This is a genomic window from uncultured Dokdonia sp. (genome assembly GCF_937910895.1).
GTDB lineage: Bacteria > Bacteroidota > Bacteroidia > Flavobacteriales > Flavobacteriaceae > Dokdonia.
In genome coordinates this window covers 66159-89096 of sequence record NZ_CALEMI010000161.1, presented here as the reverse complement: position 1 = coordinate 89096, position 22938 = coordinate 66159, and the positions used below count along the sequence as shown (strand labels likewise).

19 protein-coding genes are annotated in these 22938 nt (G+C 37.6%); 12 read left to right on the top strand and 7 right to left on the bottom strand.

The genetic code is table 11. From position 1 onward, the window contains the following. Positions 1 to 6 precede the first annotated feature (6 nt). From Q0505_RS20385 to hemA, 6 genes are all read right to left on the bottom strand, one after another. Positions 7 to 792 carry an EI24 domain-containing protein gene (locus Q0505_RS20385; RefSeq protein ID WP_299217212.1) on the bottom strand — a complete coding sequence of 262 codons (786 nt, stop codon included), beginning with the start codon at positions 790 to 792 and terminating at the stop codon, positions 7 to 9. Further along, positions 785 to 1246, bottom strand: a complete 462-nt coding sequence (locus Q0505_RS20380; protein WP_299217210.1) for a hypothetical protein — start codon at positions 1244 to 1246, stop codon at positions 785 to 787. Before Q0505_RS20380 ends, Q0505_RS20385 begins: the two co-directional genes overlap by 8 nt. Before the next feature lie 27 nt (positions 1247 to 1273). Continuing rightward, on the bottom strand, positions 1274 to 2299 hold the full coding sequence (gene hemE / locus Q0505_RS20375; RefSeq protein WP_299217207.1) for a uroporphyrinogen decarboxylase: 1026 nt from the start codon (positions 2297 to 2299) through the stop codon (positions 1274 to 1276). Positions 2300 to 2392: 93 nt separating this feature from the next. Then, on the bottom strand, positions 2393 to 3466 hold the full coding sequence (locus tag Q0505_RS20370) for a uroporphyrinogen-III synthase (protein ID WP_299217204.1): 1074 nt from the start codon (positions 3464 to 3466) through the stop codon (positions 2393 to 2395). 44 nt (positions 3467 to 3510) lie between these two features. After that, on the bottom strand, positions 3511 to 4425 hold the full coding sequence (hemC, locus tag Q0505_RS20365; RefSeq protein ID WP_299217201.1) for a hydroxymethylbilane synthase: 915 nt from the start codon (positions 4423 to 4425) through the stop codon (positions 3511 to 3513). Next, positions 4418 to 5668 carry a glutamyl-tRNA reductase gene (gene hemA / locus Q0505_RS20360; RefSeq protein WP_299217198.1) on the bottom strand — a complete coding sequence of 417 codons (1251 nt, stop codon included), beginning with the start codon at positions 5666 to 5668 and terminating at the stop codon, positions 4418 to 4420. Before hemA ends, hemC begins: the two co-directional genes overlap by 8 nt. A 156-nt stretch (positions 5669 to 5824) precedes the next feature. Between hemA and Q0505_RS20355 the strand changes: the two genes are divergently transcribed. From Q0505_RS20355 to Q0505_RS20305, 11 genes are all read left to right on the top strand, one after another. Beyond that, positions 5825 to 6745 carry an AraC family transcriptional regulator gene (locus Q0505_RS20355; protein WP_299217195.1) on the top strand — a complete coding sequence of 307 codons (921 nt, stop codon included), beginning with the start codon at positions 5825 to 5827 and terminating at the stop codon, positions 6743 to 6745. 11 nt (positions 6746 to 6756) lie between these two features. Next, positions 6757 to 7527, top strand: coding sequence for a ThuA domain-containing protein (locus Q0505_RS20350; RefSeq protein ID WP_299217192.1), 771 nt, complete (start codon positions 6757 to 6759; stop codon positions 7525 to 7527). A 153-nt stretch (positions 7528 to 7680) separates the two neighbouring features. Then, positions 7681 to 8715, top strand: coding sequence for a ferrochelatase (gene hemH, locus Q0505_RS20345; RefSeq protein WP_299217188.1), 1035 nt, complete (start codon positions 7681 to 7683; stop codon positions 8713 to 8715). A 65-nt stretch (positions 8716 to 8780) separates the two neighbouring features. Next, positions 8781 to 10166, top strand: coding sequence for an MATE family efflux transporter (locus Q0505_RS20340; RefSeq protein ID WP_299217185.1), 1386 nt, complete (start codon positions 8781 to 8783; stop codon positions 10164 to 10166). 197 nt (positions 10167 to 10363) lie between these two features. After that, on the top strand, positions 10364 to 13417 hold the full coding sequence (locus tag Q0505_RS20335) for a glycosyl hydrolase (protein ID WP_299217365.1): 3054 nt from the start codon (positions 10364 to 10366) through the stop codon (positions 13415 to 13417). 136 nt (positions 13418 to 13553) lie between these two features. Continuing rightward, on the top strand, positions 13554 to 14159 hold the full coding sequence (locus tag Q0505_RS20330) for an outer membrane beta-barrel protein (RefSeq protein ID WP_299217182.1): 606 nt from the start codon (positions 13554 to 13556) through the stop codon (positions 14157 to 14159). Positions 14160 to 14210: 51 nt separating this feature from the next. Beyond that, positions 14211 to 14762, top strand: a complete 552-nt coding sequence (locus tag Q0505_RS20325) for a CopD family protein (RefSeq protein WP_299217179.1) — start codon at positions 14211 to 14213, stop codon at positions 14760 to 14762. A 125-nt stretch (positions 14763 to 14887) separates the two neighbouring features. Next, entirely contained in the window at positions 14888 to 16291 is a 1404-nt protein-coding gene (locus Q0505_RS20320) for a HAMP domain-containing sensor histidine kinase (protein ID WP_299217176.1), read from the top strand. Between the two features lie 101 nt (positions 16292 to 16392). Further along, complete coding sequence (locus Q0505_RS20315) at positions 16393 to 17175, top strand: enoyl-CoA hydratase-related protein (protein ID WP_299217173.1); 783 nt, start codon at positions 16393 to 16395, stop codon at positions 17173 to 17175. Positions 17176 to 17581: 406 nt separating this feature from the next. Further along, positions 17582 to 19732 (top strand): zincin-like metallopeptidase toxin domain-containing protein, encoded by a 2151-nt coding sequence (locus tag Q0505_RS20310; protein ID WP_299217171.1) that lies wholly within the window; start codon positions 17582 to 17584, stop codon positions 19730 to 19732. Between the two features lie 7 nt (positions 19733 to 19739). Further along, positions 19740 to 20036: a hypothetical protein gene (locus Q0505_RS20305; protein ID WP_299217169.1), complete on the top strand. Its 297-nt coding sequence runs from the start codon at positions 19740 to 19742 to the stop codon at positions 20034 to 20036. A gap of 236 nt (positions 20037 to 20272) precedes the next feature. Here Q0505_RS20305 and Q0505_RS20300 read toward each other — a convergent pair whose 3' ends face one another. After that, positions 20273 to 21685 carry a Gfo/Idh/MocA family oxidoreductase gene (locus Q0505_RS20300; RefSeq protein WP_299217167.1) on the bottom strand — a complete coding sequence of 471 codons (1413 nt, stop codon included), beginning with the start codon at positions 21683 to 21685 and terminating at the stop codon, positions 20273 to 20275. Positions 21686 to 21831: 146 nt separating this feature from the next. On the opposite strand from Q0505_RS20300, the gene Q0505_RS20295 reads away from it, so the two are divergent. After that, on the top strand, positions 21832 to 22908 hold the full coding sequence (locus Q0505_RS20295) for a PA0069 family radical SAM protein (protein WP_299217164.1): 1077 nt from the start codon (positions 21832 to 21834) through the stop codon (positions 22906 to 22908). The last annotated feature ends 30 nt before the right edge of the window (positions 22909 to 22938 follow it).

Here is a 22938-nt window from a genome sequence, read left to right as displayed (position 1 = left end):
TAATCACTAATTTTTAAGTTGCTTTGTCTCTGTTGGATCTATAGTGAGTTTTATATCTTCTCTTGGAGGCAATAATCCAATTGTTTGTTTGGTGGCAGCTGTCACAGAGAGGGGTAGTACCAAAATAACCCCAATCACTGGAATCAATAAAAACAACATAAAAACAATACCATTTCCTATAGCTTGTCCTTTATTATTTCGTACAAATCGTACACTTTTTTCATAGGTAAAATGGCGTTCTAACGTATAATCCATATTTCCAAAACCAGCATAATACGCTTGTGTTAAAAACAAGAGAACTGTCGAAACAATACCAATAACGGGAATAAGTCCTAGCAATAATATAGGAATCGTCAAGAGTAATTCCATACCTAGATTACGTACGTTAATGCGAATCCCACGCCATAACTGAGCGCCAAAACTAGTTTGCCTGTGTGTATGATTTGCACCTAATAAATGTGCTTCAATCTTTTCTGAAACAGGACTCATAAAAGGAGCGCTTAATGCCATGACAATATGTTTATAAAGTATAAAACCAACGGCAACGATCAACAAAGCGCTTAGGATTTCGGCAAAAATAAAAAAGCCTTTTTTCCCCCATTCCCAAGGCCAAATTTGTTCTATCCAATGTCCAATATTGTCAGAAAGACTGTACGCAGAAACTATAATAATGGTCGCTGTAAGTAAACTAATCACCATGGGAATTGCAAAGTATTTCCATAAGCCTAGTTTTGTGACAAGCCCAAAAGAGTTTCCGTAGGTTTTAAGTCCGTTAAAAATACCTTTAATCATCTTCTATATGTATTAATGCATCAGGATGCTCTTGCATTTGTTTGATAGTTGTTCGCTTTCGCGAAAGCGGAATTAACACCATCACCAATTGTATGAGTTGGGACTCACTTACATCGTAATGCTTTTGTGCAAAGGTACGTCCTATGTGATTATTATGTAAATCCATAGCTCTTTCTAAAGGAGCATTTACCGAAAAATCTTCATGCCAATCGGTGATGCGTTTTGCCCAAGCGCTTGTTTTCTCAATAGAAGCCCACCGGTTACATCTATGAACAATAAGCGCGTTCCATAGCGCATGTCTAAAGGCATTGGCACGGCCATTTTTATGATGTGCTTTCCCAAACTTTTGATCACAAATCTTAACGGTTTTACGTGTTGCTTTATAGGTAGGCAAAACATATAAAGGATGTCGTAAGCAAAGCCCTGCAAGACTCCAGAGTTGCTTGATGTCCATTGATTTTATGACCTTGTTGAGGTTCACTTATTCTTTATATTCTTTGACAGCTTCTATAAAAGCACCTGCATTTTCAAGCGGGATATTAGGTAAAATCCCATGCCCTAAATTGACAATGTACTTATCTTTTCCAAAAGCACGAATCATCTCGTGTACCATTCGTTTGATTTCGCTCGGAGGCGAAAAAAGACGCGTAGGATCAAAATTACCTTGTAAGGTGATATTGCCACCTGTCAAATATCGTGCATTACGAGGACTTACCGTCCAGTCTACACCCAATGCCGAAGCACCCGATTTTGCCATGGTGTCTAGTGCAAACCAACATCCTTTTCCAAATGCGATCACTGGCGATTCGTCCTTTAAGGCGTCAATGATTTGCTGGATATACTGCCAAGAAAAGGTTTGGTAATCTTCTGGAGAAAGCATCCCTCCCCAACTATCAAAAACTTGAACGGCATTTACCCCTGCTTTTACTTTTTCTTTAAGATAGGCAATAGTGGTATCTGTAATCTTCTGTAATAAGGTATGAGCTGCGAGGGGTTGTGTAAAACAAAACTCTTTAGCTTTATCAAAGTTTTTTGAACCTTGTCCTTGTACACAATAGCAAAGAATCGTCCACGGACTTCCAGCAAAGCCTATTAAAGGGATATCATCATTCAGTTTTTCTTTGGTCATTTTGATCGCCTCCATGACATATTCTAACGTCTCATAAATGTCTGGAACAATCACTTGATCTACATCTTTTGCAGATCGAATAGGGTTAGGAAGCCAAGGACCGATATTAGGCTTCATCTCCACCTCAATATTCATTGCCTGCGGAATCACCAAAATATCCGAAAATAAAATAGCCGCATCCATTCCATAACGACGTATGGGTTGTACGGTAATTTCACTAGCGAGTTCGGGGGTTTGGCAACGGGTAAAGAAATCATATTTGGCTTTGATTTCCATAAACTCTGGAAGATATCTTCCTGCCTGACGCATCATCCATACGGGTGGGCGATCTACGTTTTCTCCTTTTAATGCTCTTAAAAATAAATCGTTTTTTATCATTTTCAATGCCCGCGTAGACGGGTAATTAGTTATTTAATTCTTTTTATCCTCACCCCCCCAGCCCCCTCTCCTTTAAAAGAGAGGGGAGAAGGATTATTTTTTTAATGTATTGACTGCTTTTGCAATCGTACTCTCTATGGTAGTTGCGTTAGACACAACGACTTGATTTGTGTATTTTCTTGCTGCTGCTGCGGTGGTTTCTCCTATGCAGAAACACCTCTCCTTTTTCCTTTCTTCAAGGAGTGATGTATTTTTCAAGTTTGCTTTCGCGAAAGCGGTTACACCACTAGGACTAAAAAACAGTACCCCGTCAAATATCTGGTTGAATATTTGCTCGTTTATATGAGTTTCATAAACCACCACTTCGTTGCAGGTAACCCCAGCTTCTTTTAATATGTTGGGTAATTCTTCTCTGCGTTGTTTTCCGCAGAAATAGGTAAAAGAATCTTTTTTATGGTTTTCTGCTATATCATGACCTAATGTCGCCCCGTTTTGAGATGTTTTGATCACGTTGTAGCCATTTTTCTTTAAAAGGGCTGTGGTTTTTTCTCCGACACAAAAACACCTCACCTCTAGTTCCTCTCCTGAAAGAGAGGCGAGTTCTTGGGTCTTTTCTATAAAGAACTTCGCTCCATTTTGACTTGTAATGATCACATTTTTTAGTGATTCAGGAAGGTCAAAATCAATAGGCTTCATAGAGATCGCATCATACTCCACAAAACTTAGACCTGCGTTGAGAATGAGTTCTCGCTGGTTAGGTTGTAGTTTTTTTGTGGAGAGTATCCTCATCCCAGCCTTCTCCTTTAAAGGAGAAGGAGTTTGTTCCTTATTACGAATTGATATATCGTTTAATATGATGGTGTGATTTTTTAAAGCAATGTTATTTTTATAGCGTAAAACACGATACCCTAATTGTCTTAAATGAATATCTCTTAGTTCGTCTTTTTCTTTTTGATCTATGGTATTGTGATATCCTCCATCAAGTTCCACAATAAGCATAATCTCTAAACAGCAAAAATCAACAATATAATTCTTGATAGGGTGTTGTCTCCTAAATTTAAGATCTTCAAACTGACGGTTTCTAAGGACTTCCCATAAAAACTCTTCTGCAGGAGTTTGTTCCTGTCTTAAATGTCTAGCGATATCTTTTTTAGAAATCCTTTTCATAATTTTCCCTTCTCAGCGGGAGAAGGGTTAGGGATGAGGGCAATTTATTTTTTAATAGCTTCTTTAATTTCTTTCATTAATTTGCGACCACCATTATCTAAGATGTCTAAAGCGCAATCTGTGCCAAATCCTTGGCTATGAGAGACGGATAACCGTTCGTTGACTTCTATTTTTGTTTTTCCGTCTAGAGAGAACAGAACACCTTTAAAATCAATAACCTCATCTTGGATCGTAGCAAGGGCTCCGATGGGAGCGGTGCATCCTCCTTCTAGTGTGCGTAAAAATTCTCTTTCAATATGGGTACACAATGCGGTATCGGTATGGTTTAATTTCGCGCAAGCGGAGGTGCAAAAATCATCTTCTTCCATAGCGACAATAAGCATGGCGCCTTGTGCAGGTGCTGGTGTCATCCAATCAAGGACTTCGTAATTTTCTGGAAGGACGTTGATGCGTTCTAATCCCGCTTTCGCGAAAATAGCCCCAGTCCAATGACTATCGGCTAGTTTTTGTAAACGGGTATTTACGTTTCCGCGGATGTCTGTTGTATGATGATGCGGATATTTATGAAGCCATTGCGCTTGCCGCCGAAGGCTTCCCGTTGCAATCGTACACGGCTTAGTGTAGTCTGGAGCTCCTTTATGCACCAAAATATCTTGTGTTGCAGCACGTTCTAACACCGCAGCTTGAACAATACCTATAGGAAGAGCTGTTGGAACATCTTTCATACTATGTACCGCAATATCTACAGTGCCGTTAAGCATCGCAATATCGAGTGTTTTTGTAAAAATACCCGTAATACCTAATTCGTATAATGGTTTGTCTAATACAAGATCCCCAGTCGATTTTACAGGAACGAGTATTGTTTTGTAACCGTGATCTTCGAGTTGTTGTTGTACCGTTTTTGCTTGCCATAATGCGAGCTCACTATCACGAGTCCCGATGCGTATGACTCTATTCACTGTCTATTTTTTCTAGTTGGAAAATAGCTTCTATAAGTTCAATGCTTTGTTGCGTGCTGCCATTTGCCGTACGTAAGTGGTTTGCAAATCGATTGGTAATTTTCTGTATCAAACGATCTGCAATTACTTGAGCTTGCTCTTCATGAAAGCTATCTATTTTTTTGCGATGATTGTTTAATTCTAAAGAACTGATGTCATTCAGTTTCGTCTTTAGTGCTTGGATGGTAGGAGCAAATGCACGTGTAGAAAGCCATGCCTTAAACTCTTTTGTAGTTTGCGTGATAATTGCTTCTGCTTTTGGAACATATTTCTGACGACGTTTTAAGGTGTCATCTGTCATTTTAGAAAGTTGATCCAGATGAATCAGTGTCACATTTTCCAACTCCGTCACATTGTTTGATACATTTTTAGGTATCGATAAGTCCAGAATAAGCAATGGTTTTTTTGTATAAATAAGCTCTTTTGTAATGGTAGGCTTTTGAGCACCAGTCGCAACAACGAGAACATCTGTTTGTGAAATTTCACTTTGAATATCTGCGTAGTCTTTTACCAATAAATTAAACTTTCCTGCTATTTTTTGAGCTTTCTCTTTGGTGCGATTTATAAGTGTAATATGCTCATTTTTGGTATGCTTAATGAGGTTTTCACAGGTATTACGTCCTATTTTTCCTGTTCCAAAAAGTAAGATGTTCTTTTCAGAAACGTAGGGCACACGCGCCATAATATATTGCACAGCAGCAAAACTTACTGAAGTGGCGCCAGATGAGATTTCTGTTTCCGTTTTAATACGCTTACTTGCCTGAATCACACTACTAATCAATCTATCCATAAAAGGATTGACTAAGTTATGTGCTTTTGCTTTTTTAAATCCAACTTTAAGCTGACCAATAATTTCAAAATCACCTAGAATCTGACTGTCTAGCCCCGTTCCTACTTTAAATAAATGTTGGATAGCATCATCACTTTCGTAAACGTAAGATACCTTTTCAAACTCAGCGACACTTCCCTGGGTATGCTCACATAAAAGATGTACGAGTTGTGAAGGACTTTGTGAAAAACCATATAATTCGGTGCGGTTACAAGTAGAGATGACCGTGAGTGCTTCTACACCAGTTGCTTTTGCGTTTGAAAGAATAAGCTCTTGAGCTTCTTCAGAGATGCTAAAATGTCCACGAACTTCGGCATCTGCTTTTTTGTAGCTGAGTCCGATGACGTAAAATTCTGAAGAATTCAAGTTTTTCATGGTCACGCAAAAATATCTTGCTTCTACGTAAAAAAGTAACGCTAGACGTTCCAAAATTGTCGAAATGATTAAATTCAGGTATTTCTACGTACAGAATTCCTTAAAACACCTTATTTTAGTAGTGTTGTAAGCATTATTAGTCCAACATTAATTAGAATGATTCTAAATAAAACAAATGAGATGGAGCTTCAAGCCGATCAAAAAAGTATCGCTCAAGGTTTAGAGACAGAGACTGTGCTAGAATCTGGCTTTTCTATACTGACATTTTCTAATGCGTTAGCTATCAATAGGCAAATTGTACGTGATGTAGATAGCAGTGTGATCCAGTTTCATTTTTGTTTAAAAGGGCAATCCGTTTTTACATTTAATAATGGTGCCTATCGATTGCCGATGCCAGAAGACCAATCGTTATTGCTTTATAATCCGCAACGAGATTTACCTATGAATCTTCAGTTACAACCCGATACTTGGGTAGTTTCTATTTTGGTTTCTATTAAGAAGTTTCATAGTCTTTTTTCGCGCGAAGCGAATTATATAACCTTTTTAAGCGAAGAAAATAAAGATCGTAAATATTATAAAGACGGGGCTGTTACTCCCAGTATGGCAATTGTGTTGAATCAATTAATGAACTATAATTTACATCCTAGTATTAAGGATTTGTACTTTAAAGGGAAAGCCTACGAATTGTTAAGTCTGTATTTCAATCGTCCTGCCGATGCAGATGTTGCTCAATGCCCTTTTCTAGCTGATGAAGATAATGTCACCAAAATCAAAAAAGCTAAGGAAATCATTATTGGTCGTATGGCAGAGCCACCTACCTTGTCAGAGCTTTCTTTAGAAATAGGACTTTCCTTAAAGAAGCTAAAAGAAGGATTTAAACAAATCTATGGAGATTCTGTGTATAGCTTTTTATTTGATTACAAAATGGAAGTCGCTCGGCAATTACTCGCATCGGGTCAGTATAACGTCAATGAAGTTGGATTGAAAGTAGGCTATAGTACGTCCAGTCATTTTATAGCAGGATTTAAAAAGAAATTTGGGACCACTCCCAAGAAATACCTGATGTCATTAGGATAAAATATAAACGTATGAGCACTAAATTTTTATTGTTACCTCTCTTCGTGTTATTTCTTTTTTCCGCTTGCGCGAAAAAACATACAACATCAAAAGAAACAGAACTTGCCACGGAGAAGCAAACCCATACGAAGAAGGTATTGGTGTTTACTAAAACACTAGGATGGCGACATAAATCTATTGAAACAGGCGTGGCTACTATCAAAGATTTTGGAAATACACATAATTTTGTCGTAGAACATACCGAAGATAGCACGCATTTTTCTACCGCTTTTTTACCACAATATGATGCCATTATTTTTTTAAGCACTACAGGAAATGTATTAGATGATGATGCTCAAAAGAAATTCGAAAAATACATCCAAGGAGGAGGAAGCTATCTAGGAATCCACGCTGCTGCCGACACAGAATATGACTGGCCTTGGTACGGAAAATTAGTAGGCGGATATTTTGAAAGTCACCCTAATGATCCCAATATTAGAAACGCAAGACTCACAAAAACGACAAATAAACACCGAAGTACATCGCATCTCGAAAAAAGCTTTTCAAGAGAAGATGAGTGGTATAATTATAAAGAGATCAATCTCGATATTACGCCTGTATTACAATTGGATGAAACCAGCTACGAAGGAGGTACTAACGGTGCAAATCACCCTATCGCGTGGTATCATCTATATGACGGAGGAAAAGCATTTTACACGGGAGGTGGTCATACCAAAGAATCGTATACAGAAGTCGGTTTTAGAAAGCACTTGGAAGAAGCTATCTTGTGGTGTTTAGAATAGTACTATCAAAAACTCTTATACTTTTCGTAATGCGTATTGTGAGATACTCCGTATTTTTGCGCACAAAGTTTTGTTTAATTAAATTTAACGAAGATTAGACAATTCAAAAAAGAGCTAGTTTAGTATAGCGATACATAGATAAAAGAAAAAAGAATGAGCAAAGGTGTTTTACTCGTTAATTTAGGATCTCCAAAAAGCACAGACCCTAAAGATGTAAAAAAATATTTAGGAGAATTTTTGATGGATGAGCGGGTGATTGATGTCCCGTATGCAGCACGAGCACTCCTTGTAAAAGGAATTATCTTAAACACACGGCCTAAGCAAAGTGCCAAAGCCTACAGTAAAATATGGTGGGAAGAAGGCTCACCGCTTATTGTTCTTACAGAGCGTTTACAAAAGAAAGTACAAACACACACAAAACTACCTGTAGAGATTGCAATGCGTTATGGGACACCTTCTATACATCAAGGTCTGCAAAAATTACATGACCAGGGTGTAGATGAAGTGATGTTACTTCCTTTGTACCCTCAACATGCCATGGCAACAACAGAAACTATTGTTGTCCTTGCAGAAGAACTTCGTGCCAAGCATTTTCCTAAGATGAAGATCACAGATGTTCCTGCTTTTTATCATAGAGAAGATTATATAAAAGTACTTTCAGAAAGTATAGGAGAACATCTTAAAGAACTGGATTATGAGCATTTGTTATTCAGTTATCATGGAGTTCCAGAAAGACATATCCGTAAGAGTGATATAACCAAAATACATTGTAAGATCGATGGTAGTTGCTGTAGCGCGGCTTCAAAAGCACATGAGTTTTGTTACCGTCACCAATGTTATGAGACTACTCGTAACGTAGGCAAATACCTAAACCTAAAGCCTGGTACCTTCTCCACATCGTTTCAGTCACGTTTAGGATTTGACCCTTGGCTACAACCCTACACCGATCGTACGATAGAACGTATGGGGAAAGAAGGATTTAAGAAAATGGCGATTGTCACACCCGCCTTTGTTTCTGATTGTTTGGAAACTCTAGAAGAGATCGCTATGGAAGGAGAAGAAATTTTCCACGAAGCTGGAGGAAAGGAATTTACAACTATACCATGCCTCAATGATCGGGATGATTGGGCTGCAGTGATTGCAGGATGGATTAAAGATTGGGAAACCGCAGAAATGGTGACCGTCTAATTTCACGTTACATTAACACTGTTATTAAAAAAGGGGTTGCATCTTGCATAATATAAAACACTAGTTTGTCCAAAAAAAATTCTACAGCTTTAGGCACAGAGCCTATCTCAAAACTGCTTATTAAACAAGCGGTTCCTGCCTCTATAGGTATTTTGGTCATGTCGCTTAATATGATTGTAGATACCATCTTTGTAGGAAGATGGATTGGTCCACTAGCAATTAGTGCAATAACTGTTGTCATTCCTATTACCTTTTTTATTGCAGCAATAGGTCTTGCGGTAGGAATTGGCGGAAGCTCCGTATTATCTCGCGCCTTAGGCTCCGGAGATGATGATAAAGCCCTTCGCGTTTTTGGAAATCAGATCACACTTACATTTCTCATTTCTGGATTACTAGCCGCATCAGGACTCATTTTTCAAGATACGCTTATTGAGTTTTTTGGAGCAGACGATTCATTTAAGGATATGGCGCTCACGTATTATCGTATTGTATTATACGGAATCGTAATGCTAGCTATGTGTATGATGGGTAATAACGTCATCCGTGCAGAAGGAAAACCAAAGTTTGCTATGTATGCTATGATCCTTCCAGCCATCGGTAACATTGGGATGGATTACTTACTTATAAACGTATTAGACTACGGAATGGAAGGTGCCGCTTGGGCAACCTTTATCAGTTATGCCATTTGCTTTGCCTTTATCGTATGGTTTTTTATTTTCAAAAGTGAACTTAGAGTCGTTGCAGAATGCTTAAAGTTAAAAAGAAAAATTGTTTCAGAAATTTCAGGATTAAGTGCGGTCACACTCGCTCGTCAAGGCGTTATTTCCATACTCACTATATTATTGAATAATGTGCTTATAAGCTATGGGGATGCTTTAGACGTGGCAACCTATGGTATTATTAGTAGGATGTTAATGTTTGCACTCTTTCCAGTCATAGGAGTTACTCAAGGTTTTATGCCTATAGCGAGTTATAACTATGGCGCAGATAAGTATGACCGCGTACGCGAAACTATAAATATCTCCATTTTATATGCAGGCGGACTTGCACTTGCCATTTTTATTATTATCATGGCAGTTCCAGATTTCTTTGTCTCATGGTTTATAAGCAATAGCAATGCAGACGCACAAGGGCTTGCAGACAATAAGGTTTTAATAGAGCGTACACCCAATGCGTTACGATGGGTATTTGCGGCAACTCCTGTTATAGTTATACAATTAATTGGTGCGGCTTATTTTCAAGCGATTGGAAAAGCGGTGCCAGCCTTGCTTTTAAGTTTAACAAAACAAGGGTTTTTCTTAATTCCGTTGATTCTTATATTACCTCGGTTTTTAGGAGTTTGGGGCGTGTGGATTTCGTTTCCAATAGCCGATGTTCTTTCGACAGTTGTCACAGGATATTATCTCAACAGAGAAGTCAAAACGAACCTTGCCGTTCAAGAAGAAGGGTGATGTTTCTTTTTCCGCTTTCGCGAAAGCGTACTTAACCCAAACCCTGTTTGTAAAAGGGTTTTTTGTTTATCAAATACGTTAAAAAACTCCTAAATCAGGAATCCTTCTTAAGAATTCCTTAAATTTCTATCGTAATACCAAACCAAAATTCAATGAAAACGAACATCCTCTTCCTTTTCCTGAGTATTCTCTCAGGAATGGCACTAGAAACTAATGCACAAACACCAGACCCATCTTCGTATGAAGCACTAGAATATCGATTAATAGGACCTTTTAGAGGTGGGCGAAGCGCCGCAGTAACAGGCGTGCCTGGACAACCTGATTTATTTTATATGGGAAGTACTGGTGGCGGTGTATGGCGTACTATTAATGGCGGAAAAGAATGGGAAAATATTTCTGATGGCTTTTTTGGCGGGAGTATCGGTGCTGTTGCCGTTTCTAAAAGTGATCCTAATGTGATCTATGTAGGCGGAGGAGAAAAAACCCTTCGCGGAAACGTATCTTCAGGATATGGCATCTGGAAAACCGTAGATGCAGGTCAAACGTGGAAACAAATGGGACTTAAAAACAGTCGTCATATACCTCGTATCCGCGTACATCCTACCAATTCAGATATTGTATATGCAGGCGTATTAGGAAATATCTATAAACCCATACAAGAACGAGGTGTATATAAAAGTATTGACGGAGGAAAAACGTGGAGACAGACGTTGTTTAGCAATGCAGACGCCGGCGTTGTCGATTTAATTATAGATCCTACCAATCACAGAATCTTGTATGCCACTACTTGGAATGCAAGACGTACACCGTACAGTTTGAGTTCTGGAGGTGATGGGTCTGCACTGTGGAAAAGTACTGATGAAGGTGATACGTGGACAGAAATCTCAACCAACGAAGGTTTTGCAGAAGGCACTTTAGGGATTATGGGAATTACCGTATCTCCTGTAAATAGCAACCGCCTCTACGCAATGGTGGAAAATGAAAAAGAAGGAGGTCTATACACGTCCAAAGATGGAGGGATAAAATGGACGAAAATCAATGATGAACGTAAATTACGTCAGCGAGCGTGGTATTATACACGTTTATATGCAGATACCAAAGATGAAAATACCGTATATGTTCTCAATGTAAATTATCATAAATCCACTGATGGCGGAAAATCGTTTAGTACCTACAATGCACCTCATGGCGATCACCATGATTTATGGATTGCCCCAGAAGATCCAAATCGTATGATTATAGGAGACGATGGTGGTGCTCAGGTAACGTATGATGGAGGTCGTAGTTGGAGTACCTATATGAACCAGCCGACAGCGCAGTTTTATCGTGTCACCACAGATAATGCATTTCCTTATCGAATTTATGTCGCACAACAAGATAATAGTACCATTCGTATTCCGCATCGCACGGAAGGACGAAGTATTTCTGAAGACGATTGGGAAAGTACAGCCGGAGGCGAGAGCGCTCATATTGCGGTAGATCCAGAAAATAATGAAATTGTCTATGGAGGAAGCTATGATGGTTTCTTAACAAGAGTCAATCACGAGAAAAATACGGTACGCTCTGTTTCTGTATGGCCAGATAATCCTATGGGACATGGTGTAGAAGATATGAAATACCGTTTTCAATGGAACTTCCCTATTATTTTTAGTAAGCACAATCCTGACCGTTTATATACCTTCTCACAAAATGTACACGTAAGTGAAAACGAAGGACAAAGCTGGAAAGTGATCAGCCCAGATTTAACACGTAATGATCCAGAAAAAATGAAATCTTCTGGAGGTCCGATCACACAAGACAATACATCTGTTGAGTATTACTGCACCATTTTTGCTGCTGCCGAGTCTCCTCTTAAAGAAGGATTATTGTGGGTAGGAAGTGATGATGGATTGGTACATGTAAGTCAAAATGGAGGCAACACTTGGGAAAATGTAACCCCAAAAGGAATGCCAGAGTGGATGATGATTAATAGTGTTGAGCCAAGTGCCTTTGACGAAGGAACAGCCTATATCGCAGGAACGCGATACAAGTCAGGCGATTTTGCTCCGTATCTATACAAAACTACCGACTATGGAAAGTCTTGGAAAAAAATAACTAACGGAATTCCTTCAGAGCATTTTACCCGTGTCGTACGTGAAGATCCAAAACAAAAAGGATTATTATATGCTGGAACAGAAACAGGAATGTACATCAGTTTTGATGATGGAAATAACTGGAAATCTTTTCAGTTAAATCTTCCTATTGTACCGATTACAGATCTTACCATTAAAGACAATAATCTTATTGTAGCCACACAAGGACGTAGTTTATGGATTATAGATGACTTGGGGATGTTGCATCAGTCCGCTTTCGCGAAAGCGGGATCAAACCATCTTTTTAAGCCAAAAGACACCTACCGTATGGGAGGTGGTGGCCGTGGAGAAAGCCTCACAACAGGAACCAACCATCCTAGCGGCGTGATGACCTATTTTAATATAAAAGATTTTGATAATAAGAAAGATACTATATCACTTACCTATATGACCGTGGCGGGAGATACCTTACAATCTTTTAGTACGGGTGCAAAAGAAAAGAAAGATCAATTAGAAGCAAAAAAAGGAAGTAATCTATTTGCTTGGAACACCCGTACAGATGGCGCAGAGCAACTCGAAGGAATGATTCTTTGGTGGGCAAGCCTTGATGGTCCAAAAGCCGTTCCAGGAAATTATAAAGTAGTGTTGAATGTAAATGGTGAAGAACAAACACAATCATTTATGATCAAGCCAAATCCTAATGCTGAAGCAACAGTAGCCGATATGCAACGACAGCATGACTTTATATCTGATGTTAATAAGACGGTAGATCGTGCACATCAAAGCATTAAGAAAATACGAAAAATAAACGCCCTATTAAAAGCGTTTGAAGCACAGTATAAAGACGATACGCGTACCGCAGATCTCCGCGAAAAAGCAAAGAAGATGCAGGAAGAGTTTGGAGAAATAGAAAAGGAATTATACCAAACGAAGAATCGTTCGGGTCAAGATCCTTTAAACTTCCCGATTAAATTAACCAATAAGCTAGGGCATTTAAATAGCCTTGTGGGGATGGGAGATTTTGGACCGACAGATCAAGATGTTGCTGTAAAAAATGAGCTAGCGGCTGCTATTGCAAAACAATTAGAAGCGTTTGACGCTATGTTAGATGCAGAGGTGGCTCAGTTTAATACAGAGTTTAATAGCTTGAAGCTGAATTATCTGTTTGTGGAGGATTAAAAAAGGAAATAGTACACATAAAGGGACCTAACAAAGCAATTTGTTAGGTTTTTTTGATTTAATATTTAACCTTTACCTAATATGATCTTATATAGAAATGGATAGTTTCACAGACTCATTTTAAAATATTCTTGGCATGAAATTTTTACTCTTTTTTTTAATTTTAACTATTGGTATGACTTCTAGTTTCGGTCAGTCTGATGAGTATCAAAATTCTCCCACAAGTAAAGGCACATTTCTATTAGGCGCAGGATCTAATTTTGGATTCCTTAGTCAAAATGTGACAATAAATGATCCTTTTTTTGGAGAAAGAGATATTCAAAAAGAAACCTCATTTTCTGTCAGTCCTAGAGCGGGTTATTTTATCATTGATAATTTGGTAACTGGACTACAAGTACGATATAGAAGTAACAAATTAGATTTTGAAAATGGAGGAGAAACCAAAACCTCTTCTATCCTCGCACAATCTTTTGCAAGATATTATTTTTTAGAAGACAACATTAGGCCTATTGTGTATGCTAGTATAGGAGTTGGAAGTAGTTCAACCGAAACAGATTCAAAAAATCGTGAAAACCTTTTTGGATATGAAGCGGGAGTAGGTCTTGTTTTTCTATTCAGCAAACATTTTTCTGTAGATTTTACTATTGGATATAATAATTTGAAGACTAGCCCAAAAGATAGTGACTTTGAGGTTGAGACTTCAGGAGTCGTAAGTGCTATCGGATTTAGTATATACTTATAGGATCTAAAGCTGACCTTATCTTAATCAAGATGACCTTCGTATCTTTGCCACATGGCAGAATATTACTTTTATATAAAAGCACTTCATATCATTTTTATGGTCACGTGGTTTGCAGGCTTATTTTATATGCCACGGCTCTTTGTATATCAAATAGAGGCACATGAAAAACCCTCTCCAGATCGTGAGATTTTAGGCAAGCAATTAGGGCTGATGGCAAAGCGCCTTTGGAAGATCATTACAGGCCCTTCTTTAGTGCTTTGTTCACTTTTTGCTTTCTTACTATTACATATCTCTCCAGGATTATTGGAACAACCCTGGATGCAAATAAAACTAGGATTTGTCATATTGCTATATATCTATCATGCAAAGACGTGGAGCATTCACAAGCAATTACAAAAGGGACAGTTTGCATATACCTCCAAGTTTATGCGTATCTGGAATGAGGGCGCTACCCTTATTTTATTTGCAGTTGTTTTTCTAGCAGTTACAAAAAGCGCTACCCACTGGATATATGGGGTTATAGGGATTATAGGTTTAGGCGTATTGTTAATGCTTGGTATCCGATTATATCGAAAAATCCAAGAAAAAAATCCAGATGCTTAATATTGATTATTGGCGTGATAATTGCGCAATACAATCACAATCTTAGTACCTTAGTCATTCAATATATACAATAGTCTGTGCTCAATTTTGATAGGAAATCTTTAAGCTTTCGCATTTTTACTTCAATGCTCGTATTAGTATTGATTGCCTTTGCCTTAATCTCAGGAATCACGTTTTATCAATACCGAGAGCAAGTAAAAGATTATAATATTGATCGTTTGGAGCGTAAGGAAAATGCGATAAAAAAGGAAATTGACAGAACCCTTGAAACGACCACTTATCAAATGCGTACAGACAAGGTGCCATTTATTTTTAAGGATGAAATTTACGATATAGCACGTATTCATGGAGAAAACATAACCCTTTATGACCTTGAAGGACAACCTTTATTATCTACTACCGAAAAATTATTTGAGAGTCCAGCAAAGGAAGCTATTCCTAAACGTATTTTAGATACACTTGCTGGTGCTTTAGAAAAAAGATATGTAGAGCGCATCAACACCAAGACACCTCAACAAATTTCGTATTCGTATATAAATGATCCAAAATTTAAACGTTTAGCTATTCTTCAAATACAATATGAAGATAGTGACTCTTTTATCAATAAGGAGATGCGAGAAATCTTGATACGTATTGGAGTTGTCGCACTTATTGTTTTTTTTACAGCGATCTTTCTTGCCTATATTTTAGCGCGGTATATTACACTTCGCCTTAAAAATATAGAAGAAAAAATTAAGGAAACACAATTAGACAAACGCAATAAAAAAGTAGACACCCATAGCCTTCCTACAGAGCTATTAACATTAGTTTCGGCGTATAATGGAATGATTGACGAATTGGAAGAAAGCGCCGCGCAGCTTGCTCAAAATGAACGTGAGGCAGCTTGGCGCGAGATGGCAAAACAAGTGGCTCACGAGATCAAAAATCCGTTGACGCCAATGCGATTAACCGTGCAAAGTTTTGAGCGTCGTTTTGACCCTGAAGATCCCGAAATTAATGTGAAGCTTAAAGAATATAGCAACACCCTGATTCAGCAGATAGATACGATGAGTAGTATTGCCTCTGCTTTTTCAAATTTTGCAGATATGCCCGCACAGCAAAGCGAGACGTTAAATGTCCCTAAGGTGATAAAACTAGCGTTAGATATTTTTAGGGAACGCAATATCGCTTTCGCGAAAGCTGACCAAGAAATTCTTGCAAAATTTGATAGAACTCAACTCATCCGAGTGGTGACCAATCTGGTTAAAAATGCGATTCAAGCGACAAAAAACACAACAGACCCTAAAATCTTTGTAGATGTACAATCGGTTCATAATACGGTTCAAATCACCGTAAGTGACAACGGAATAGGAATTACAGAAGAGAATACCTCTAAAATTTTTGAACCAAAATTCACCACTAAAAACAGTGGGATGGGATTAGGACTTGCAATGGTAAAAAATATTATGGAAACCTATAACGGAACCATTACTTTTACATCCGAAGAAGGAAAAGGAACGGTATTTACAGTAACTTTTCCTAAAGACTAAAAATAAAATACAATCATTGTCTGGTCGAGCGCAGTCGAGACCTTCACAAGGTTGACTTTGATGAGAAAATCCTGCCTGCGACCAAGGAAAAATAAAGAGATATGAGCTACAACAACATTCTTACAGATCAAACTAATGGGATTACGACCATTACTATAAACAGACCTTCAAAGTTAAATGCCTTAAATACGGAGACGATTGGGGAGTTGCATGACGCTTTCGCGAAAGCGGACGCCGATACTTCTACCAAAGTAATTATCATCACAGGAACAGGAGAGAAAGCTTTTGTTGCTGGTGCTGATATTTCTGAATTCGCTCATTTTTCTATTGAAGAAGGTGCTGAGTTAGCTAGAAAAGGACAAGAAGACTTGTTTGATTTTGTAGAAAATTTAGGCACTCCAGTCATTGCCGCAGTCAATGGATTTGCATTAGGAGGTGGTCTTGAGCTTGCGATGGCGGCACATTTTAGAGTGGCAAGTGATAACGCACGTATGGGATTGCCAGAAGTATCCTTAGGTGTCATTCCTGGTTATGGAGGGACGCAACGTTTACCACAATTGGTAGGAAAAGGCCGTGCGATGGAGATGATTATGACCGCAGGAATGATTGATGCTAATACGGCATTAGATTACGGATTGGTGAATCATATTGTGGCACAAGAAGAACTATTACCACTAGCCCAAAAAATAGGGAGTAAAATTATGAATAACTCATCGGTGGCGATTGCTGCAGGAATTAAAGCCATTAATGCTGGATTTACAGACGGGATGAATGGTTTTGACTCAGAAATAGAAGCCTTTGGCAGCTGTTTTGGCACCGAAGATTTTAAAGAAGGTACCACGGCGTTTTTAGAAAAACGCAAAGCCGAATTTTCTGGGAAATAAGAATAGTAGTTTTTTAAAAAGAGATAGGAAAACAGAGAGTCATACAAAAGGAGTGCTTAGATTTTAAGCACTCCTTTTTGTATTTTATTCTGAATGGAATAAAATTGAAAAAAACATACAAATGTTTGATTTAGTGATTTATTAAAAGAGCATTTTCATATTTAATAAAATATATTACAAAATAATTGAATCATTATTTGTATAATGTGATATTTTGTTTTATACTTGTATGCTATTATGTGAAGCGTTAGTGGTCTTTCTTTTTGCATAATAGCCACACCACACACTTATTTACCGTTATACCTACCTCAAACAATTGTTTGATATGTCTGATGTATTAACATCATTGGATGTGATAAGTATGCGCTTACTTAAAAATGTTTTATGAAGATTAAAAAGAAGAAGTATGGCTAATACAATAGATGGATTCTCCAAAAATCAATTTTTTGGACAATACCAATCTCCTTTTGGAGAAGAGAGTTTGTTCCATTCTTATCTAGATATAGAGGAAGGGTTGACGCAGTCAATAGATGCAAATGATGGCTATACCTATAAATTAATCCCTTTAGTCTCTGGAGTAGCTGTTTTTGAAAAATATAATTCTCAAGCTCCTGAAGATTTGCCTTCTTCGAAACAACTGTTTATCTATTATGAAAAAGGAGATGATACATCCTTAGATTTTTTCGGAACTGCTTGTAGAGTCAAGTTCGGTACCGAACGAAAGGTGTTAATGGAAAAAATTTCTGCAAGAAAAACAGTGATACGCCTTGGCGATAGAGAAGTACGTACACTTTCTGAATGGTCATCTGTGGTGGCAAATCGTCTCAGAATTGAAACAGATGTTTTATTAACTGCTATAAATCTTGAATTGTCGGGTTTGTTAAATGACAAAACGATGTTTAAATATCTATTAGGATTAAATAATGATCTTGCAAATTGGATCTATGCTGGATCTAATAAAATGGAAGAGTGGAAATTTACCGCTAAGAATTATGAATATGGTAAATGGCGAGCTAGCACACAAAAAGAATATGAGCCTATCATTCCTGTATTTTTTGAAACACGCACTAAAGATTTTTTAACCACCAACAATAAGAACACAAATAGTGTAAAAGACAAAGGCTTTGATCATTTAGTAAATTTTGTCAATAACTTCGATAGCATCTTATTTAATCCACAAGCTATTACTCAAGTAATTCCAGGTGTGGCAGATGATGCTGTTGTATTATTTGCAAGAGCTATATATCAGGACAAATTACCTGATCAGGTGCGTCAACTACTTACAAAAATAAAAGCGATTGTCAATCAAGCAAAAGTCTTTATAAATACTATAAAAGAGAAGATTAACACTAATACTGCTTTATTTAATGCATTGTTATGCGGAATTATTAATGGTCTGATCTCCTTATTACAACTTGTGGTATTAATAATTGGATATATTATAGATAATTTTGCTATTCTAGAATTAGAAAAACCTTTTTCCAGAGAAGAATTTGATAAAAGCGGGCAAAGCTTAGAGTTTGTTGAAGATCTTATAGAGACGTTGAGTGAGCGCTCAGAAAAGATATTTAATGGGTTGTTATTAAACTTCATTACTGCCAGCACTCAATTTGTTGCTTTGGTAGATAGCATATATAAAAAACTAAAAAATGTCTCTCGTTATTTTATAGCGTTCATTTTAGGGGCTATTATTTTTGAGGTAGTTTTTGATGCCATTATTGCCTTTTTTACAGGAGGCGCTTCGCTTGCTGTTAGTTTAGCAAATAAGATTTCTAGAGCATCTACAAAAGCTACACAAGCAGGAATAAAACTAGCAAAGCAAGCAGGTAAAAAAGTAGTAGCCTCTACAACAGATATTTTACGTTTTTTACGCGCTGAGTTTGATGAGTTGATACAAGCGATTATTAATGGGAAGTTTTTAGATTATGTAAGAAAGAGGTTGGAATCTATATTAGGGATAAAAGTAAAACCTTCTCAGTCTGATTTATTGGAAAGTTGGGATAATGTTCTTTCTGTCAGTGGTAGGGGTAGACGGGGTGGACAAAGACTAACAAGATCTAATTTGAAGTTATTGAAATCTTGGTTAGCTAGAATGGGAGTTAAATTAGAACTTCATGCTTTAGAGGGATCTCAAATTATAGATGGTTTCTTTATACGCAAAGGCGTTCCAGCTAAAATGCCAGAAGGCGCAGCTGCACTTTTTATAACAGATGGTAAAAAAATGACTATTGTATTAAGAAAAGGGTCTACTGTTTATGAATTTTTCCATGAATTTATGCATTTTAGGCATGCAAAATCATTGGGACTTAAAAAATACTTAGCTTTAGGTGGTAGAAATACACCAGGAGAATTAATTAAAGAACGTTCAGTTTTTGATAAAATAAGTCAATATAGAAAGTATTTTACTAAAGAAGAGTTGAAACATGCATTAAGATATTTAAATGAAAAAGTTTATAAGAAGAATAGTATTGAACCTATAGATTTTAATTTTGATATTGAAAAAATACCTGAAATTCGTAGAGAAATAAAAATGAGTGAAATAATTAATAAAAAATAAATCTACTATGATTACAAAAGAGCATGCATACAAAGTAGCAAAAAGTTATTTGAAAGAACGAAAGAGAGAATATTTAGAGATTGAGGAGATTGAAAAAATTACTTTTAACGAAAACCAAGAGGTTCTTTATGGTAAGAAAAAGGGTGAGTTTTTAAATCAATTTGTTGTTGAATATGTTGTTCAGTGGGGACTTGAAGAAAAAGGGATGCTAATATATATTGATGCAGAAACAGGCGAAGTTTTGTATTCTATATCACCAACTTCATGGATAGAAGAATTAGAGGAAATGCAGGGGAAAGGGTAGTGTTTTAGACAATAAAAAGAGTGTTAAGAAATGTGTAGATTTCTTCACGATTTCTGATGAATATGAAACGTCTGTAGATACAGCCACTTTTACTCATAAACACTAGAATGATTTACAAAATAAGGGCTATGTGATTCGATATCGCATAGCCCTTATTAAAGCTATAAAATTGATGTATTTTGCTTTCAATAAATTGATTTACAATTAATTAAATAATTTCGACTACCGACTAAAAACTACAACTTCCATCCTTTACGATACGCACGTTTTACCCATGCGTTGGCTTCTTCATAATTGGTCACACGCATATTGGCACCATCCCATTTAATCGTACGACGTCCAGGATAGTTATAAGGATCCCAATCCCCTACTTTTTTGCCGCTTTTTAGAGTTTTGTATTGGAAGGCTTTAATCGCAAGGTTCCCCATTAATACGGCTTCTGTGAGCGGACCTCCATAAGAAAAGGGAGAAGAAGTGAGTTTATTGTTAAGACAGGCATCTACCCATTCTCCTGCATGCGAAGTTTTTACTCTGGCAATACTTTCGGCAGGGCGTTTAAAATCCTTCATACGTTCGCTAGGCAATAAACGAGGATTCCCAGAATAGGTGTCTGTAATCATAATGCCATCGGAACCATAAAAGATACTTCCACCTCCATTATTTCCAGGTGATTCGTTGTCTTTTAACTCTGACGGAAGATCTGGCATAATCCCACCATCATACCAGTTTAAAGAAACATCGCCTTGGGTAGGAGAGTCAAACTTCAAACGTACAATAGAACTTGGCGGACACGCCTCCGAATAGTCGGCTTCTACAAAATCCCCAGACCAAATCGTGGTACAACTTGCCTCCGCTTCGTACGGGAATCCTAAGTTTAATGTCTTAAAAGGTGTTTCCATAATATGACATCCCATATCTCCCATCGCTCCTGTTCCAAAATCCCAGAAACCACGCCATTTAAAAGGTAAGTAGTTTTCGTTGTAAGGACGTTTGGCAGCAGGGCCGAGCCATAAATCCCAATCTAAGTGATCGGGTACAGGTTGTCCTTGGGTGATATGCTTAAATCCTTGTGGCCATACGGGACGATTGGTCCAACAATCCACACGGTGCACTTTTCCTATCACTCCTGCATTGATCCACTCTTGCGCAAGCCGAATTCCATCACTTGAAGCGCCTTGATTTCCCATTTGGGTAATAATCCCTTGCTTTGCGGCTGTTTCTGCCATGAGGCGGGCTTCATAAATATTATGTGTAAGGGGTTTTTCTACATACGCATGTTTTTTTTCGCGCATAAAAGGAAGTGCAATTGTAGCGTGTGTATGATCTGGTGTACCCACCATAATCGCATCAATATCATTGAGGTGATTGTCGTATATTTTTCTAAAGTCGCGATATTGTTTTGCTTTTGGATGCAACGCATAACTACCTGCTCCCATTTTATCGTCCACATCACAAAGCGCAACAAATTTTACCTTCCCATGTTGCGTTAATTCTCGTACAACACCACCCCCTCGACCACCTACGCCAACAGCAGCAATATACAAGGTGTCACTAGGTGGAATATGATTTCCTCCTAATACAAAACTAGGAACGATGGTAAAGGCTGCACTAGCAGCAGCAGATTTTTTGAGAAAGGAACGACGTTTCATGTGAGTGAGTTTATTTTTTAAAGTTAAATAAATCTATTCATATATAAAATTAGGAAATATTCCATAAATTTGCGGTAATTCCAAATTTTTTAAAATAAATAGTGAGCGGAATATGCTGTTGTTTCCGCTTTCGCGAAAGCATATTCATGAAGAAATCTATCAATGGACGTGGTGCCCAAATAAATGTGTCAAATCGCTTTTCTGAGCATAGTGAAGAGATACGTGATGATTTTTTAGAATTTTGCTTTCGCGAAAGCGAACAACCCACTAACCCCCAAACCGTATATATAGATACATTTCCTAAAACCATCGTAAATAAGGTAACAAGTCCAGACGTAGGGATGGGGTATTCTTTAAATCCGTATCAAGGCTGTGAGCATGGGTGTATTTATTGTTATGCTCGCAATAGCCATGAATATTGGGGATATGGTGCTGGATTGGATTTTGAGCAAAAAATTCTGGTAAAGAAAAATGCACCTGAATTATTAGAGAAAAAGCTACAAAGTGCTTCTTGGGAAGCATCTACTATTGTAATGTCAGGAAATACTGATTGCTATCAGCCTATTGAAAAGAAATTAGAAATCACCAGACAGTTGTTGCGCGTATTTTTAAAATATAAGCATCCCGTTGGGATTATCACCAAAAATGTATTAGTAGAACGAGATCTTGATATCTTACAAGAATTGGCTAAAGATGATTTATGCCGTGTGATATTTTCGGTCACTACCTTATCTGAAGCGACTCGCCGACTCATGGAGCCGCGTACAGCAACAATCAAAAAAAGACTTAAAGCGATAGAACGATTAAGCAACGCAGGAATTCCTGTCATGGTTATGGCTGGTCCTATGATTCCTGGAATCAATACACACGAGATTTTACCGTTATTAAAGGAAGTGGCAGACCGAGGAGCGCTGAGTGTTGGCTATACGATTGTACGATTAAATGGAGCTATAGGGAAAATTTTTGAAAATTGGATTCGTAAAACTTTGCCTGATAGAGCCGATAAGGTACTCCATCAAATAGCCGATTGTCATGGAGGACAATTAAACGATTCTAGGTTTGGAAAACGAATGAAGGGAGAAGGGAAGTATGCCGCCCAAATTCATAGACAATTTGAAATAGGAAGAAAGCTATATTTTAAGGATCGCGTGCTTCCTCCATTAAATACTGACCTGTTTATAAAGACAGAGAAGGGACAATTAGGTCTTTTTAACAATCTTTAAGATGCTTTTAGTAGGCGTTTTGCCATATTT

Coding starts and splice junctions, on each gene's coding strand:
- Q0505_RS20385 (WP_299217212.1), bottom strand. CDS start 792: ATGATTAAAGGTATTTTTAACGGACTTAAAACCTACGGAAACTCTTTT.
- Q0505_RS20380 (WP_299217210.1), bottom strand. CDS start 1,246: ATGGACATCAAGCAACTCTGGAGTCTTGCAGGGCTTTGCTTACGACAT.
- hemE (WP_299217207.1), bottom strand. CDS start 2,299: ATGATAAAAAACGATTTATTTTTAAGAGCATTAAAAGGAGAAAACGTA.
- Q0505_RS20370 (WP_299217204.1), bottom strand. CDS start 3,466: ATGAAAAGGATTTCTAAAAAAGATATCGCTAGACATTTAAGACAGGAA.
- hemA (WP_299217198.1), bottom strand. CDS start 5,668: ATGAAAAACTTGAATTCTTCAGAATTTTACGTCATCGGACTCAGCTAC.
- Q0505_RS20355 (WP_299217195.1), top strand. CDS start 5,825: ATGATTCTAAATAAAACAAATGAGATGGAGCTTCAAGCCGATCAAAAA.
- Q0505_RS20350 (WP_299217192.1), top strand. CDS start 6,757: ATGAGCACTAAATTTTTATTGTTACCTCTCTTCGTGTTATTTCTTTTT.
- hemH (WP_299217188.1), top strand. CDS start 7,681: ATGAGCAAAGGTGTTTTACTCGTTAATTTAGGATCTCCAAAAAGCACA.
- Q0505_RS20335 (WP_299217365.1), top strand. CDS start 10,364: ATGGCACTAGAAACTAATGCACAAACACCAGACCCATCTTCGTATGAA.
- Q0505_RS20330 (WP_299217182.1), top strand. CDS start 13,554: ATGAAATTTTTACTCTTTTTTTTAATTTTAACTATTGGTATGACTTCT.
- Q0505_RS20325 (WP_299217179.1), top strand. CDS start 14,211: ATGGCAGAATATTACTTTTATATAAAAGCACTTCATATCATTTTTATG.
- Q0505_RS20320 (WP_299217176.1), top strand. CDS start 14,888: ATGCTCGTATTAGTATTGATTGCCTTTGCCTTAATCTCAGGAATCACG.
- Q0505_RS20315 (WP_299217173.1), top strand. CDS start 16,393: ATGAGCTACAACAACATTCTTACAGATCAAACTAATGGGATTACGACC.
- Q0505_RS20310 (WP_299217171.1), top strand. CDS start 17,582: ATGGCTAATACAATAGATGGATTCTCCAAAAATCAATTTTTTGGACAA.
- Q0505_RS20305 (WP_299217169.1), top strand. CDS start 19,740: ATGATTACAAAAGAGCATGCATACAAAGTAGCAAAAAGTTATTTGAAA.
- Q0505_RS20300 (WP_299217167.1), bottom strand. CDS start 21,685: ATGAAACGTCGTTCCTTTCTCAAAAAATCTGCTGCTGCTAGTGCAGCC.
- Q0505_RS20295 (WP_299217164.1), top strand. CDS start 21,832: ATGAAGAAATCTATCAATGGACGTGGTGCCCAAATAAATGTGTCAAAT.